The organism is Pedobacter sp. NJ-S-72 (genome assembly GCF_053890575.1).
Window position 1 is genome coordinate 2,878,603 of sequence record NZ_CM132681.1, and the last position, 16,195, is coordinate 2,894,797.

Annotated in this window: 17 protein-coding genes and 1 pseudogene; 11 read left to right on the forward strand and 7 right to left on the reverse strand. The window is 37.3% G+C overall.

What is annotated here, in order from left to right:
* The first annotated feature begins 57 nt into the window (after positions 1-57).
* From ACWYN3_RS19260 to ACWYN3_RS19270, 3 genes are read left to right on the forward strand one after another with little or no spacing between them, the layout of a single operon-like run.
* Positions 58-2,949 (forward strand): aminotransferase class III-fold pyridoxal phosphate-dependent enzyme, encoded by a 2,892-nt coding sequence (locus ACWYN3_RS19260; protein WP_456222566.1) that lies wholly within the window; start codon positions 58-60, stop codon positions 2,947-2,949.
* On the forward strand, positions 2,946-4,454 hold the full coding sequence (locus ACWYN3_RS19265; protein WP_456222567.1) for an amino acid adenylation domain-containing protein: 1,509 nt from the start codon (positions 2,946-2,948) through the stop codon (positions 4,452-4,454). The genes ACWYN3_RS19260 and ACWYN3_RS19265 overlap by 4 nt, the downstream gene beginning before the upstream one ends.
* On the forward strand, positions 4,402-5,526 hold the full coding sequence (locus tag ACWYN3_RS19270) for a thioesterase domain-containing protein (RefSeq protein WP_456222568.1): 1,125 nt from the start codon (positions 4,402-4,404) through the stop codon (positions 5,524-5,526). The genes ACWYN3_RS19265 and ACWYN3_RS19270 overlap by 53 nt, the downstream gene beginning before the upstream one ends.
* A 7-nt stretch (positions 5,527-5,533) precedes the next feature.
* On the opposite strand, the gene ACWYN3_RS19275 is transcribed toward ACWYN3_RS19270, so the two are convergent.
* The 4 genes from ACWYN3_RS19275 to ACWYN3_RS19290 are packed head-to-tail and all read right to left on the reverse strand — an operon-like array spanning position 5,534 to position 7,625.
* Positions 5,534-6,367 (reverse strand): glycosyltransferase family 2 protein, encoded by an 834-nt coding sequence (locus tag ACWYN3_RS19275; RefSeq protein WP_456222569.1) that lies wholly within the window; start codon positions 6,365-6,367, stop codon positions 5,534-5,536.
* A gap of 11 nt (positions 6,368-6,378) precedes the next feature.
* The gene (locus ACWYN3_RS19280; RefSeq protein WP_456222570.1) at positions 6,379-6,705 is read right to left on the reverse strand and encodes a hypothetical protein; all 327 of its coding nucleotides are present in this window, start codon (positions 6,703-6,705) and stop codon (positions 6,379-6,381) included.
* A gap of 6 nt (positions 6,706-6,711) precedes the next feature.
* Positions 6,712-6,924, reverse strand: coding sequence for a hypothetical protein (locus ACWYN3_RS19285; protein ID WP_456222571.1), 213 nt, complete (start codon positions 6,922-6,924; stop codon positions 6,712-6,714).
* Between the two features lie 35 nt (positions 6,925-6,959).
* Positions 6,960-7,625, reverse strand: a complete 666-nt coding sequence (locus tag ACWYN3_RS19290; RefSeq protein ID WP_456222572.1) for a glycosyltransferase family 2 protein — start codon at positions 7,623-7,625, stop codon at positions 6,960-6,962.
* 102 nt (positions 7,626-7,727) lie between these two features.
* On the opposite strand from ACWYN3_RS19290, the gene ACWYN3_RS19295 reads away from it, so the two are divergent.
* The 6 genes and pseudogenes from ACWYN3_RS19295 (at position 7,728) to ACWYN3_RS19320 (ending at position 12,483) form a co-directional block, all read left to right on the forward strand.
* On the forward strand, positions 7,728-9,263 hold the full coding sequence (locus ACWYN3_RS19295; protein WP_456222573.1) for a hypothetical protein: 1,536 nt from the start codon (positions 7,728-7,730) through the stop codon (positions 9,261-9,263).
* Positions 9,264-9,447: 184 nt separating this feature from the next.
* Positions 9,448-10,215 (forward strand): beta-1,6-N-acetylglucosaminyltransferase, encoded by a 768-nt coding sequence (locus tag ACWYN3_RS19300; protein ID WP_456223081.1) that lies wholly within the window; start codon positions 9,448-9,450, stop codon positions 10,213-10,215.
* On the forward strand, positions 10,199-10,450 hold the full coding sequence (locus ACWYN3_RS19305; RefSeq protein WP_456222574.1) for a sugar 3,4-ketoisomerase: 252 nt from the start codon (positions 10,199-10,201) through the stop codon (positions 10,448-10,450). Before ACWYN3_RS19300 ends, ACWYN3_RS19305 begins: the two co-directional genes overlap by 17 nt.
* Positions 10,451-10,455: 5 nt before the next feature.
* Entirely contained in the window at positions 10,456-10,572 is a 117-nt protein-coding gene (locus ACWYN3_RS19310; RefSeq protein WP_456222575.1) for a WxcM-like domain-containing protein, read from the forward strand.
* 10 nt (positions 10,573-10,582) lie between these two features.
* Positions 10,583-11,653, forward strand: a pseudogene (locus ACWYN3_RS19315) (DegT/DnrJ/EryC1/StrS family aminotransferase).
* Positions 11,654-11,670: 17 nt separating this feature from the next.
* Complete coding sequence (locus tag ACWYN3_RS19320) at positions 11,671-12,483, forward strand: methyltransferase, TIGR04325 family (RefSeq protein WP_456222576.1); 813 nt, start codon at positions 11,671-11,673, stop codon at positions 12,481-12,483.
* Between the two features lie 8 nt (positions 12,484-12,491).
* Here the strand turns inward: ACWYN3_RS19320 and ACWYN3_RS19325 are convergent, their stop codons facing one another.
* Genes ACWYN3_RS19325 through ACWYN3_RS19335 form a run of 3 tightly spaced genes read right to left on the reverse strand, consistent with a single transcriptional unit; the run spans position 12,492 to position 14,111 of the window.
* Positions 12,492-13,451: a hypothetical protein gene (locus ACWYN3_RS19325; protein ID WP_456222577.1), complete on the reverse strand. Its 960-nt coding sequence runs from the start codon at positions 13,449-13,451 to the stop codon at positions 12,492-12,494.
* Positions 13,441-13,878, reverse strand: a complete 438-nt coding sequence (locus ACWYN3_RS19330; RefSeq protein WP_456222578.1) for a hypothetical protein — start codon at positions 13,876-13,878, stop codon at positions 13,441-13,443. Before ACWYN3_RS19330 ends, ACWYN3_RS19325 begins: the two co-directional genes overlap by 11 nt.
* Positions 13,878-14,111: a hypothetical protein gene (locus ACWYN3_RS19335; protein WP_456222579.1), complete on the reverse strand. Its 234-nt coding sequence runs from the start codon at positions 14,109-14,111 to the stop codon at positions 13,878-13,880. Before ACWYN3_RS19335 ends, ACWYN3_RS19330 begins: the two co-directional genes overlap by 1 nt.
* Before the next feature lie 432 nt (positions 14,112-14,543).
* On the opposite strand from ACWYN3_RS19335, the gene ACWYN3_RS19340 reads away from it, so the two are divergent.
* A complete protein-coding gene (locus ACWYN3_RS19340) occupies positions 14,544-14,954 on the forward strand; it encodes a hypothetical protein (RefSeq protein WP_456222580.1) in 411 nt (136 codons plus the stop codon).
* A complete protein-coding gene (locus ACWYN3_RS19345; RefSeq protein ID WP_456222581.1) occupies positions 14,954-16,192 on the forward strand; it encodes an ABC transporter ATP-binding protein in 1,239 nt (412 codons plus the stop codon). The genes ACWYN3_RS19340 and ACWYN3_RS19345 overlap by 1 nt, the downstream gene beginning before the upstream one ends.
* Positions 16,193-16,195 lie beyond the last annotated feature (3 nt).

The window sequence follows — 16,195 nt, forward strand, 5'->3', positions numbered from 1 at the left end:
CGTTATAATCAGAAAACTGCTGCCAGTAAAGCATATACACAGCAACACAGGTCATACATGGCAGATCCCCGTGTAGTATCAGGATTCAAACCTTATACCAAAGAGATCGTATATTCTATTGTTGCCAATAAATCAAGTGGCAGTCATTTATGGGATATTGATGGAAATGAATATATAGATGCTTTAAATGGTTTTGGTTCAAATTTATTGGGCTATCAGCACCCTGTATTGAAAAATGCTATCCTGGAACAGGTGGAGAAAGGATACGAAATAGGCCCGCAGCATGAACTGGCTGGCGAAGTGAGTAAACTGATCTGCGAATTCACTGGTTTTGACCGTGCTGCTTTGTGTAATACAGGTTCTGAGGCCGTGTTAGGTGCCATGAGAATAGCCAGAACAGTTACCGGACGTTCATTGATTGTTGCTTTTTCAGGTTCATATCATGGAATCAATGATGAGGTAATTATCAGGGGGACTAAAAAACTAAAAAGTTTCCCCGCAGCTCCCGGGATTATGCCCGAAGCTGTACAAAACATGCTGATACTGGACTACGGAACCGAAGAAACTTTAAATATCATCAGGGAAAGGGCTAATGAAATTGCTGCAGTCCTGGTAGAACCGGTACAAAGCAGAAGACCAGAGTTTCAACCCGTAGCATTCCTTAAAGAAGTGAGAGAAATCACCCTGAAATCTGAAACAGTGTTGATTTTTGACGAAGTGATTACCGGTTTCCGTGCACATCAGGGTGGCGCACAAGCTTTATTTGGAATAAAAGCCGATCTGGGAACCTATGGAAAAGTAATTGGCGGAGGTTTGCCTATTGGAGCCATTGCCGGAAAAAAACAATTTATGGATGCACTGGATGGTGGTTTCTGGCAATATGGCGATGCTTCTTTTCCAGAAGCAGGCGTAACTTATTTTGCGGGAACTTTTGTAAGACACCCATTAGCGCTTGCAGCTGGTAAAGCCAGTCTGGAATATATGAAAGCTAAAGGCCCCGAATTTCAGTCCGGCTTAAACAAAAACACAGCTTATCTGGCTGGGTTATTAAATGATACAATTGAGGAACTGGGACTTCCACTATTTGCTGCTCATTTTGGTTCTCTATGGAAAATTAAATTCAAAGAAGAATATCCATATAGTGAATTACTTTTTACTTTAATGCGCTATAAAGGAATACATATCTGGGATGGTTTCCCTTGCTTCCTTACCGAAGCGCATACACTAGATGAAATTAAACAGATCGCTGAGCGATTTAAAGAAAGTGTGTCAGAATTAATGAGAGTAAATCTCATTCCTTTAAATGAATCTCCTGCTTTGACAGCATCTGAGCGCTCTGGAATAAATCCTATACTTCAACCGCCCGTTCCAGGGGCCAGGCTAGGAAGGGACCAGTTGGGAAATCCTGCCTGGTTTATTACAGACCCGGAAAATCCGAAAAATATCTTCAGGTTGAGTCAAACAGTTAAAATGATAGATCGTACAAAAAATATAATATATAAGCAGGTTGATTTTGATCCATTTTTGGGAGGAGAAATTATTCGAACCGCGCCGTCTACAGAGCCTCAGATAGAAATATGGACTTCTTGTATGCTGGGCGGAAATGATGCGAGCAGAGCGTATAACGAGTCAGTTTCCCTTCGTCTTACAGGGAGTATTGACCTCAGCTTATTAAAAGAGACTATAAAAAGAATAGCAGAACGTCATGAAGCCTTAAGATCTGCTTTCAGCAGAGACGGTGCGACCATCCTTATTTTTGATAGGGTGTTTGCAGAACTTACTTATACAGATTTATCAGGTCTAAGTACTAATGATCAGGAAGAGGAAATTAAGAATTATGTTCATAGAGATGCATTATTCCTGTTTGACCTTTTAAATGGACCGTTGTTTAAGACTGGTTTACAAAAGATTTCTGATCAGGATTATCATTTTACTTTACCCGGGCATCATATTATCTGTGATGGCTGGTCACTGGGAATCATTTTACAGGATATCAGTAAAATCTATTCTGCATTGGTCAGAAAAACCGATCCGGATTTAGAAGAAGCTACCTTGCTTACTGATTTTGCGTATGAACAGCTGGATTTTTCAAAGAGTAGTGAACGTAAAACGAATGAGCAGTTCTGGTTAAGTCAGTATGAGCAGGATATACCTGTACTTGACATACCAACTGACCATGAGCGCCCGCAACTCAGAACATTTAAGAGTAACCGGTTAGACTTTAATATCTCTCAGGAACTGATTCATTCTTTGAAAGAAACGGGAAGAGCAGAAGGAAGTAGTCTGGTGATTACTTTCCTAGCCGCCTTTGAGATTTTTCTTCATTTTCTGACCGGACAAAAAAACATTGTAGTGGGTTTACCTGCTTCCGGGCAGGCTGTTACAGGTCATTATGACCTGGTGGGGCATTGTGTAAACTTCCTTCCTTTGAGAAGTTATCCTAATAAAAATTACAGTTTCAAGGAATATCTGAAGATTAGAAAATCAGCCATGCTGGATGCTTTTGATCATCAGCAGATTACCTGGGGTAATCTATTGAAAAACCTTAAAATTGCAAGAGATCCTTCAAGAATCCCGCTGGCCCCAGTTGTTTTTAATGTAGATATGGGTTTAGATGACGGGGTTTCTTTTGAAAATCTGGAGTATAAACTAATCAGTAATCCAAGGGCTTTCGAAAGCTTCGAGCTCTTCATTAATGCAAGTGGTTCTGAAAACTATTTTGTGCTGGAATGGTCTTACAATACTCAATTATTTGAACAGCAGACTATTCAGCAAATGATGGCTGGTTTTGAACAGATTTTAAAGTTCATCACTACTCATCCTGATCAGAAATTAAAAGAACTCATACAGCAGGATAGTGAAAATTTCCTTTCAGCACCTATTTTTAAAAGAAGTATAGCAGTTACTAAAATAAAGACCACTGATTTCAGCGAAGAATTGCTGCCTTGAAAGGGATAACAATCCATAGTCTGTTTGAAAAAGCAGCAACCACTTTTAAAGATCAGATTGCCATTACTTTTCAGGATGAATCTATCAGCTACAGCAATCTGGATATCAGAGCTGATAATCTAAGCAGGGCAATTTTAAACCGTGCTCCTGATCAGCGCATCATTGGCGTCAGTACGACCCGCGGAATAAATATGGTTGTTGCAGTTCTTGCTATTCTTAAAGCAGGAAAAGCATACTTGCCCCTTGACCCTAATTATCCTGAAATCAGGCTAAGCCAGATCATAAATGATTCAAACCTGGAGTTTTGTATTGCGGGAGCTGTAGAGAACAAATTCTTTCAGCAACTGGATCTCCACACGATAGATTTTGACCTGACTTATAGTTTGCCGGCACAAACTATGACCTCTCAAAACACAAATGGATATGTTTTGTATACTTCGGGGTCTACTGGGAAACCAAAAGGCGTGTATATGACGCACCTGGCACTGGTTAATTTAATCCAGTGGCAAATGGCCAGTTCAATTGCCGGTTCCGGAAGTATAACCCTTCAATTTGCACCATTAACTTTTGATGTGTCCTTTCAGGAAATATTCTGCACACTTTGTACTGGTGGACAATTGATTTTAATTGATGATGTATTGAGGCTGAACCCTGATAATTTATTAGATAAAATTGAGCTTAGAAAAATTAACAGGATCTACTTACCTTTTGTTGCTTTACAATTTCTTGCCGAAACAGCCGCCAGTATGGGGAAATTCCCCAGAGCCTTAAAAGAGGTGATGACTGCTGGTGAGCAATTGAAGATTACTCCTCAGATTGAGCAGTTTTTCAGGGCTGTTCCAAATTGCATTCTTTATAATCAGTATGGCCCTACTGAATGTCATGTGGTCACACAATTAAAGCTAACCGGAAATCACTCTCAATGGCCTGCATTACCAAACATTGGAACCCCGGTTTACAATACAACTATTTATATTACTGATGAGAACCAGGAAATCTTAGCCGATGGAGAAACAGGTGAACTATGTATTTCCGGAGCGAGTCTGGCCACAGGTTATTTGAACAAACCTGAGCTGACAGACGAAAAATTCGTCATACTAACCTTACCCAATGGAAATCAGATCAGAACTTATCGTACAGGTGATCTGGCAAGAATTCTTCCGGATGGAAATATAGAATTTCTGGGCCGCAATGATGATCAGGTCAAGATCAGAGGTTATAGAATTGAGATTGGAGAAATTGAGGCTGTATTAAACCGTATTCCGGGCATTGCACAGGTCGTAGTCATTGCAAAAGAGGATCATAACGGACAGAAAAGGCTAATCGCTTATCTAGCTTCTTCTACTGGCAGTCAGGACACTGCTTATGTAAGAAGTGAGATACAGAGCAGATTACCCGCTTTTATGATTCCGTCAGTGTTTGTTTGGGTGATAGAATTTCCAAGAACAAGCAGTGGTAAAATCGACAAGAAGCTGCTGCCTGCTCGATCATCTGCATTCTGGTGACCAGAGTAAATATGCCGCCCCTCAAACGGCTACTGAAACTGCAATTGTAAAATTATGGGAAGAATTACTCCATGTTAAAGAGATTGGTATTGATGACAATTTCTTTGAACTGGGCGGACATTCACTGATCGCCATTCAGTTTATGATACAAATAGAAAAGGCAAATGGGCATGGTTTGCCGCTGGCTACTTTGTTTGAGTATCCTACAATCAGGACTTTAGGTAAATTATTGGACGGACAGAACCGGCCTACAACTTATACTTCTTTGGTTCCTATTAAACCAAGTGGATCTAAAACGCCTATATATATTGTTCATGGAGGCGGATATAATGTTCTTAACTTTAGTGGAATAGGGCTTCATGTAGACCAGGAACAGCCGGTATTTGGTATTCAGGCACAGGGATTGGATGGTGTAGAAGAACCAATGGATAATATGGAGGACATCGCCCGTTACTATATAGAAAATATATTAGCACAAAATCCACACGGGCCTTATGCTTTAGCCGGTTATTCTTTTGGAGGTTATGTAGTCATAGAAATGGCCAGACAATTAAGAGAACTGGGGCATGAAATTAAAATGCTGGGTATATTTGATACTAATGCAAAAAATCTGAATTTCCACGGAAATGATTTTAGTGTTTTCAAAGAAAGAGTAAAAAAGCAATTACCAAAATTCTGGTGGATATTAAAGTCTTTACTTAGAAATCCTGTTCCTACACTTAAATATCAGTCTGATGTATTTAAGCATAAACTCATGCATTTATTTGGTCAAAAAATTCAGCAGAATGAAGAAAAAGGAGGAATTTATGAGATCATGAGAAAAATTGATGAGAAATATGACATAGCATATATGAACTACAAACTGACTCCTTTCGATGAAAAAATATATTTATTCAGAGCCAGAGACAATGTTTATTTCGTAGAAGACTATAAATATCTGGGATGGCAAAAATATGCAATGAAAGGTGTAGAAGTTCATGATGTGAATGGAGATCATAAAACAATGTTACTGGCACCTTATGATAAAGAATTTGCAAGAAAATTACAAGAAGTACTTGATAACGTTTCCTAAAGCTATATTAGCTCTTTCTTTTTGACTTTTCCCACGCTGCACTCTGATTTTTCATGTAATATCTGATGATTCCAGCAATAACTGCATAATTCATAATGCAGAAATAATAAGGAATGAATAATGCCTTTATACGGATATTTCGCTGTTCAAAATAAAAGCCAATTATACTCAGCAAATAGAAAAGTACCTGTAAAGCAAATAATACCTGGTAGAAAACAGCAGGAATGGTAAAAGCAATAAACCCATTAATGACAAAAACAAGAATCAAAAGAAATGGAGTAATTGTCCAGCGCAATACCCTGTGGCTAATATATTGAAAGGTAAAAACTGGCTGATGAAAAGGGTTTGCTGCTTTCTTTAGCCTCAGGATAGACTGTATCCCTCCAGCAGCAATTCTTATTTTCCGTTTCAATTCTTCCTTTACATCAGCAGAGGCAGTTTCCATAGCATAGGCATTCGGTTCATAGGCTATAATAAAACCGTTCTCAGCAATTCGCATGGCTATCATGTGATCATCTATAATGGTATCACTTTCAACAGGCTGATAAAGTGCCGTACGGATACTAAATAACTCTCCGGCGGCACCTACATTAGAGTGCAGGGCATAATCCCATTTTTTCAACTTCGACTCATATTTCCAATAAAAACCCTCTCCTGCTGAACTCGCGTCCGCAGATTTCTCTACCAGGATTCGTTTTTCACCGGCAACAGCTCCAACCTGTGGATTCTGATAATGTTTAACCAACTGGTTAATAGCGTCTTCATTTAAAAAAGTATTCGCATCTGTAAATACAGTAATCTCACCCGTAATATAAGGAATGGCACGTTTAATAGCAGCCATCTTACCCGCCCTTAAGTCTTCATGCAAAAGTAGAACATCGCTAAATCCCCCGACTTTCTCTGCAGTTGATGATCTGAAGAACCATCCGTAATAAAGATAAGCTGAAGATTCGCCTTCGGATATTGAAGAAGAAGTGTATTACTTATTTTCGCCTCAATGATATCTTCTTCATTATAGGCTGCAACAAGTATACTCACAGTCGGTAAGGGTGCATCTGCTTTAAAAACAAAAGGCTTTTTAAACATCTCCTTTATTTTAACCAGTACATATAGTACAAAGCCATACCCAACAAACGTATATACGATCAGAAAAATACTGATCCAGAAAATTATAATCATCTATGCTTAAATTTTAAAACCTAACTCTTTACTGTTCTTTGAATGGGTAAGATTCCAGGCTATTCCACGAAATACCCATTTAATTAAATCCGTTCTTCCCTTTTTCAGATAAAGAATAATCTGTTTCGGAGAGGCAATTCCGATATAATAAATACTAAAAACCAATGTATTGAACCAATTCGTATTTCTGCGGATATATAACATCCGGTTTCTTGTCATAAAATACGTTTTAATTATACTTTCCTTCCCCACGCTCATAGATTCTTTATGAAAAACCCGGGTATTACCAGTAAACCAGATTTTTTTTTTCCAGCCCTTCTAAATTTCTCACACCAATCCAACTCTTCATAATACAGAAAAAATTGTTCTTCCATTAAACCAATTGACAGCAAATCTTCCCTGCGGCACATCATTGCAGCTCCGTGGCAGAACCCTGTTTCCCTGCTGACCCCATTGTACTGACCGTTGTTAATATCCATACTTCCAATACCCCGATTCCTGCACGTGATATAATTCATTTCAGTAAAGCCTGCATATTGAATAACCTCTGGTTGATCATAATAAAGCAGCAATGGAGAAATCAGTCCGATTTTCTCATCATTTTCCAATTCCGTACTCAGTACTGTAATCAGGTTTGGAGTAATTTCTGTGTCGTTATTTAACAAAAGCAAAAACTCTCCTTTTGCCACACCAATTCCAAGATTATTGCCTCCTGCAAAACCAAGGTTCTTTTCAGACCGGATATAAATCAAGCCTGGATAAGTATTTTCAAATTCCTGCTGACAATCTTCCTGACTGCCGTTATCAACTAAAATAACTTCAACCTGAGCTTGTTTAGTATTTACCCTGACTGATTCCAGGAAAGCAATAGTGACCTGCGGCTGATTAAAATTAACAGTTATAATGGAAGTGAGTCTCATCTGATGTAAATGTAATGTTTTGATTGTTTCATTTTAACCATTCCTCAATTCCGCCGATTATTCATATTTTTAACAAATTGTGAAATATCCAGATTATAAAAAATGTTAGCTATCAACATCTTTACCAAAGTCCTGAAATATATTGGAATACTTACTGGCATGACTATTCCTTATTGCAATCATCCTGCAAAAACAACGGACACGATAAACCCGTCTGCCATAGTAGTGCCAAAAATTGATCCTGGCAATACGGCAAGGTATATAACTCTGGAGATGGATGTGAATAAAGGACTTCATCCTTCATTTTATTTTACTGATTTACCTTTCGATAAAAACAAGGGACTAATGTTAATGAAAGATGATGCTTTATTAACTGATTATACCGTTGTCTTTAAAATCTTAAGTGGTGGTATAGTGTATGGAAAAAAGTATCCGGGATTCTATTATACAGATGGGGCAGGTAAAAACATCAATTATAAATATTCGTTTGCAATCAATGCAAATGAAGGACATACTACAGATACAGATAATGCAGCAAGCTGGGCCCAGATTAATGAGATTTTAGCAAAAGGACATGCTTACATGAACCACTCTCTTATGCATGGTGGAACAGACCTGTTCAAAGCAATTAAAGATTCAGAAAAAAACATGTGGGCACACACACATTACCGGATGACTGAAATTGTTCCACCGGGGAATGATGAGGGATATGTAGAAAATGGTCTACAATTGGGGTACCATTTGATGTCTTCAGAATTCGGCGAGCCAGTACCAGATGGAAATAATAATCCCGGAAATGAAAACGTGAGTTGGGGGAGCTATATTCCCATGTTGACACAGAATTTCAATAGGGTATTGATTTCCAGAACAAATCTCGGAGATCAATGGAATAAGACTGAGCTGCAAACATCAAAAGCATATATTGATTATATATTTAATAACCCCAACAAAAATAAGAAACTAGTTGGGGCAGCATTCAGCCATGGCCCTTTTGGTGATAAAAAAGAAGCAGCGGACAATTTCTTTGAGTTCCTGATGTATATCAAGCATCATCCTGCTAACCATGACAGTGCATGGATTACTTCATCCAAAGAATTGATGGATTATGAAAATACAAAAGCTAAAGTCGTAATTACTTCAGAAAATTACAACCCTCAGACTGGTAAGTATAGAATTGTACTCGATATGAATCGTATTGATTCAAACGTCATCTACCGTAATCTTAGTTTAAAAGTAAAAGGGGGGACAATAGCGAATGTAAAAGCAGAAGGAGTTAATGAGATTACATTTAATCCATCAACGGGCTTAATTAATCTTTATAAGACAGACAGATCAAAAGTGATCAACCCTTTTACAGACCCCATTCCTCCCCAAATTGTGAATATTACCGCAAAGGGTAATATCATTTTCTTTAATTACGATAAACCAGTTATACAAACAAAAAAACAGGGTTATGAAATACCAGGAAATAAAGTAATAGCATTAAAAGGCTCAGGTAAGGAATGGCAGCTCATCATGCAAAACCCTGTTGCCTCTGCACAAACCTTTTTTTACCGTATACAATTGGGAGATGCAAAACAAATAAACAAACCTTTATTACGTGTTTGTTCTTACACTGGAACCCCCATAAAGCATTAAATCCACAAATTATAAAATATAATTCCTATTTAAATTACGACATCCTCATTACTGGCACTATATTTTCAGTATAAGAAAAACGAAATCCGACTATGCGCATTGCCCATTTGATCCTAACTTACACAAATCCGAGACAGACTGAGAGAATGATCAAGAAGATGTACCATGAGAATTTGATTTTTATATTCACGTTGATAAAAAATTTGATATCAATCCACATCTCTTCTTAGGCGCACTACCAAACGTCTTTTTTATTAATAATAGAGTGGATGTCAAATGGGCCGGTTTCAGTACAGTACAAGCCACTTTTGAAAGTATTAAGGAAATTGTTGCAACAGGTATCGGCTATAAATTCATAAATTTCCTGAGCGGTCAGGATTATCCCATCAAACCCGCTGGCTATATCTATAACTTTTTCGAAAACAATACAGGAAAAGAATTTTTAAGCTTCAGAGATATAAAGAATGATTGGAAAGAAGGACTGATCAGAATGGAAAACTATTTCCTTTCCAGCTATAATTTTCCTGGAAAACATACACTGGAGAGGTTAATTAATAAAATCCTTCCCAAAAGAAAATTACCTTATGGGTTACATCCATATGGGAAATCTATGTTCTGGATGTTAAGCCCGGAAATAGCTCTGTATGTAGTAAACAAAGTAGAAAAAGATAAGAGACTAAAGGACTTCTTTGCTTTATGCTGGGCCAGTGATGAGTTTGTATTTCAAACTATACTACTGAATTCTCCACATAAAAATAAAATTATTAATAATAACTACAGATATATAGATTGGTCAGCCGGTGGTGCAAACCCTAAAGTATTAAATGAGACTGATATAGAATTAATCAAAAAATCAGAAATGCTGTTTGCAAGAAAATTCAATATGACTGAAAGCCCCGAAATTCTGGATCTGATAGATAAAACCCTATTGACACATGGCACATATAATTAACATACAAACATTTAAGGATAGCAGAGGCATTTTAACCGTTCTTGATCAAGTAATACCATTTGAAATTAAACGCTTATTTTATATCTATTCTGTCGATAACACAGAAAGAGGGGGCCACAGACACTATGAGACTTCTCAGGCAGCCATATGCATTAAAGGAAGCTGTAAAATCACAAATAATAATAATCATTCTATTGAAGTTTTCGATTTAGACAGCCCTGAAAAAAATGCTTAATTTTATTGCCCGAAGACTGGCATGTAATGCATGACTTTTCTGCTGATGCTATTCTATTAGTATTAGCCTCAACCGCATTTGATCCCAAAGATTATATTTATGAGCCTTATGATACCATATGAAAATCTAAAAATGCTAAACGGTCCGTTTGAGGAAAGGTTAAAAAGCAAGTTCTCAGATTTCCTGGCCAAAGGATGGTATATCCTTGGTGAAGAGGTATCAGCCTTTGAAGAGGAATTTTCTGTTTATCATGGCGAAAAATACACGGTAGGGGTAGCTAATGGCCTGGATGCACTGATACTTTCTTTAAAATGCTGCGGATTTAAAAAAGGTACTGAAGTAATTGTTCCTTCAAATACTTATATAGCTACGATATTGGCCATTATTCATTGCGATCTGGTTCCTGTTCTGGTAGAACCTGATAACAGGACTTACAATATAGACCCCACAAAAATCGGACAAGCCGTTACAAAGAATACTGTAGCCATCATGGTTGTTCATTTATATGGCCAATGTTGTGAAATGGATCCTATTCTCGAAATTGCCAGTCAACATGGTCTTAAAATAATTGAAGATTGTGCCCAGGCTCATGGTGCCAGATATAAAAATAAAATGGCTGGTACATTTGGTGATTTCGGTGCCTTCAGCTTCTATCCAACCAAAAATCTTGGGGCACTGGGTGATGCAGGAGCTGTTATTTGTAAATCTGAAAAGGACTATATCAAAATCAGGCAATTAAGAAATTACGGCTCTGAGAAAAAGTACCATAATGGAGTTGTGGGGTATAATTCAAGGCTTGATGAATTACAAGCGTCCTTTCTTAGAGTTAAACTTCCTCATTTAAATGAGATTAATCAGCACAAAAGAAAACTGGCAGATATTTATTTTACACATTTAAATGATTCTTTTATCAAACCCAGGCTTGATACCGACTTTTATAATGTTTATCATATCTATAACATTCTCCATCCTGAAAGAGATAAATTAAAGCAATAATACTTAGCTGATCATCAGATTGGCACTGAAATTCATTATCCGATAGCTCCACAAGATCAACTAGCTATGAAAGATCATTTAACCGGACACGACTACCCTATTGCTACAGAAATTCACCGGACTACTTTAAGTCTCCCCTGTTCATTTGCACATACAGAGGAAGACATTCTTCAAGTTACCAGAATCATGAATCAGTTTCAGGGATAAAACCAAACCGCCTGCCTATGCATTATTTATTGAAAGAACTCGCTCCTCCTTTATTACTTAACTTAAGATGGTATAGTTTTAAATATGGCTGGAAAGGTTCATATAAAAGTTATGAAGAAGCCCAGAAAAAATGTAACGGTTACGATGAAGATCATATCTTAAACCGCATCATTGAAACTACGCTTAAAGTAAAGAATAAAGAAATAGCCTATGAACGTGACGGAATTACTTACGACTCCATAGAAATGAATTTCCCTTTATTAAAAACACTTCTTTATATAGCTTCCAAGAATGATAATGAACTTACGCTTATAGATTTTGGTGGTTCTCTGGGTACTACATATTATCAGAATATCCCTTACCTGAAGCACTTAAAAAAAATACGCTGGTGCATTATTGAGCAGCCAAAATTTGTAGAAGCAGGAAAAAAACATTTTGAAAATGAGCATATTAAATTCTATCCTGATATTCAGCAATGCATGGCTGAAAACAATCCACAGCTTTTTCTAATCTGTAATGTACTCCAATATCTTGAAAAGCCTTATGAACTATTGAACCAGGCAAAAGATTCAGGCGTCCCCTATCTTCTGCTGGACTTTGTAGGTTACAATCATCAAAACAGTGATAGAATAACTATACAACATGTTCCTCCTGTATTTTATGGCGTTGCAGCGTCTTACCCCTGCTATTTCTTAAACAGAGAAAAAGTAGAAAATAAATTACGGGAGAACTACGATAAAAAACACGATTTCATCTCTGCAAATGAAAAATATTATGTTCAGTTAAGACCATTTCGTTATGAAGGAGCTCTTTGGGAGCTCCTTCCATAATTCTATACTTATAAAGCTTCGACAAATACAGGTGTTTCAGTCACATTTACTGTCAGCATCCCGTTAACAGTTCCAAGATCTTTATAAGTCATCTCATCAGCGCCTGGTTTAAGATAATGAATACGCGCTTTTTTAGCTTTATGTAAATTAAGCACATAATCTTCTCTCCTGTCCTTTTCGTCAGGAACTACCAAAACATACATATTTTTATCACGAAACTTATAGACATCTACAAGTGGATCCTGATTGATGGTATTATCATATACATACTCACCCATTAATTTGGTTACCTGCAATAAATAATCTGCAGCTGGCCTTCTTCTGCCGTCACCTAACAGTCCTGAAGTCCCGAATGGATTCTTTGAATCTGCACCTGGGGCATCAGAATCATAAGCTTCATAAAAAAATACTCTGTTCAGCCCATGTCTGGCATACATTAATGAAGTACGCAAAATCCAATCAGCCTGTGTAAGCAAAACCGTTTTCTCTCCTATTGGTTTTACCCCCTGAATACTCTCTTCCTTGAGATCATAACCTGTCTCAGTAGTCCAAACCTGCATGTTTTTCCCTAATTCCGCCGCATATTTGACAAAACCATCTGCAATTTCACCCATGTTATTGTTAGTTTCAGGTGCCACTCCCCGTTTACCGGAAATGAATTTTGCAAACCATTTTGTGTTGTCATTAGAATACATATGAAAATTAATCACATCAAAACACAAATCGACACTTCCATCTGGTTTATACCCACGGTTCTCTTTGCACCACTCCACCATTTCCTGTACAAATTTCACATCTGGCTTTGCCAAACCTCCCATGACTACCTGCATTGCAGGATCCGCAGTTTTCACTCCAACTCCTTTTCCCAGCTTCCCTTTATTACCGTCATAAAACGCGGATAAGTTGGCTGCATATTCTCTGCCTGTCTGCTCAGACTTCTTTCCCTTCCACCATTTGTCAGGTTTCATTGGCACATTCTACATATTTAACCAGATTAAGCCCCACTTTAACGGTATTTACCTGATCACCAGTCCATCTGGGCTTATGATTCAAAATCAATAATGAAGTATCAATATTTTTATTAGCACCATACCTGGCTGCAAATTGATAGATGGCTTTAGCCTGTGCGATGTAAGATTTAGGATCATCTCTTTTTGCACCATATTTAACAGGAATATTATCTGCATCACGCTGACCTGCCGGATAAGTCTTAAATAACCAGTCAGGTGTGTTTTTCAAACATGCAACAACCATTATACCTTCAAGTTTACAACGTGCATAAACTGCATCATAATTCCAGCCGCCTCTTGTTGTTGGATTGAAAGAATAAAGCCCTTCTGAGTCTTCTAACTTTTCCCAGTCCATATAATGGCGCAGCCCCGAAAATGACTTCATCAAATCCAGTTTGGGTTCGTAAATCTTACTTCCATCATTTGGGTTATGGGGGTCCTGCAGAAAGTCCCATTCCCATTCGAAAGCATTGACCCCCCAAACAGATCTTTCATTTTTATCTGTTTATACTTTAATTTATTTACAGGTATTTTCTCCTCCTGATCAGCGCGACAGGAAACTAAAAAGACAGCTGTTACAATCAGTATAAAATATTTGGTTAAGGTAATTGATTTCATTGTTTTTTTTTTTTTTTAAAATACTAAAGATTGATCACTAGAAAGATTATAATATAATCATAGAATCTCCATGTTGCAATATTCAAAACTCGAACCAAAAATACCTTTCCTTATCTTATCTCTAAAAATCATTCCGGTATATGGACTAATTATCTATTAAAAAAACACAGATTAACGGTTTGCAGAAAAATTTGTATAAATTTAAAAAGTAATAAATGACTCAAAACGCCAGAGTCATTTATAGACTGAGCATCAGGAAACTCTTACTATTTTCATGGTTTACACGATCAACCAAAAATTTCAAAATTTCAAAAGTAACTTAAATTTAAAAAGGACTCTTGGCTGATCTGGTCAATTGCTAAAGGATGGACAATACTCTCTATTATCGCAATTATCACTGAGACTTTACTCTTTTTCATCTCTTTTTATTTATTGAAATTACTGGTAGATACCGTATCAAAAAGCAACCTGCCATCTATTGAACATGAACACTTAATCAGGAATTATGTCATTGCTGCTGGTGTAGCGGCTGTTTGCTATGCAATGGTAAAAGGTATATCAAGTTATATCATAGAGGTTCAGGCATCTAAAGTAGCTGCTTATATGGATGATAGAATACATGAAGCAGCTGTAAATCTTGATTATGCCTATTATGAAAGCCCCGACTATTTTGACATTTTAAAACGGGCTAAAGATGCTGGTGCGGATAAACCTAATTTGATCATCACAACCTTAATCGAACTTACAAAAAACGGTTTAAACCTACTTGCTGTGGGCACAATACTACTAACTATCGATTGGTATTTACTCCCTCTGCTTGCCCTTTTTGTGTTACCGACTTAATGGTCAGAATCTATTATGCAAACAAACTGAATCATTGGAGAATCAGCCATACCGCTATGGAACGCCAGTCTGGTTATATCAGCGCATTAATTACTTCCGAAACAGCTGCTAAAGAAATCAGAGGTTATGGTTTGGGTAATTACTTCAAGAATATTTATCTCAAAATAAGACTGGAACTTTTAGATAAAAAACTTAACATCAGCCATAAAAGAACTCAGGGTGAAGTGCTTACCACCGCTATTGCCAGTATAGGTTTCTTTGCCTGTATTGGGGTAATTGCAGTAGGAACTGTTAATGGACGGACAAGTGTAGGTGATATTACCTTGTTTCTGGTAGCTTTTCCTCAGTCTTTCTCGTTAATGCAAAATATCTCGGGTGGTATTTCAATTGTTTATCAAAACAATGTATTTGTGAATAGTATTTTTGAATTATTCGATTTAAAAAACAAATTTGAAGACACACTGTCTCCAATACCTGTTCCCACCGGGGGATCCTCAGATCTGGAATTGAACAATGTTTCTTTTACTTATCCCCATAGCTTGCTGCCTACATTAAAAAATATCTCCCTAAATATCCCGGCGGGAAAAATAATCGCCATTGTGGGGCTCAATGGCGCCGGAAAAAGTACACTGATTAAATTATTATCAAGATTATATGACCCTACTGAAGGAACAATAACACTGGGTGGAGAGGATATTCGTTTATTTAAAACAGATGAGTACCGCAAACAGATAAGTACAGTATTTCAGGATTTTTATAAATATAATGTAAGCGTAAAAGATAATATCCGCTTTGGGGATTTAGAAAAACCTGTTGAACAGACAGCAATAATGAATGCCGCAGTAAATTCAGGAGCAGATGAATTTATCAGGGATCTCCCGGCTGGTTATGATACCATTTTAGGCAGATTATTTGAAGATGGAAAAGAAGTTAGTATTGGTCAGTGGCAAAAACTGGCAATTGCCAGATCTTTCTACAGTGATGCAAATTTCCTGATCTTTGATGAGGCTACCAGTGCAATGGATGCTCATGCCGAGAAAAAACTATTAGATTCTTTTAGAACTATCCTTGGAAACAGGGCAGCAGTGATGATCAGTCACAGGCATTCGGCAATTAAATATGCAGATTATATTTATGTCTTGTCAGAAGGTGAGATATTACAAAAAGGTACAGATAAAGAGCTTCTGGCCATGGAAGGAGATTACTCCCGTTTATTTAAAAACAGTTTAAAAGATTAAGGG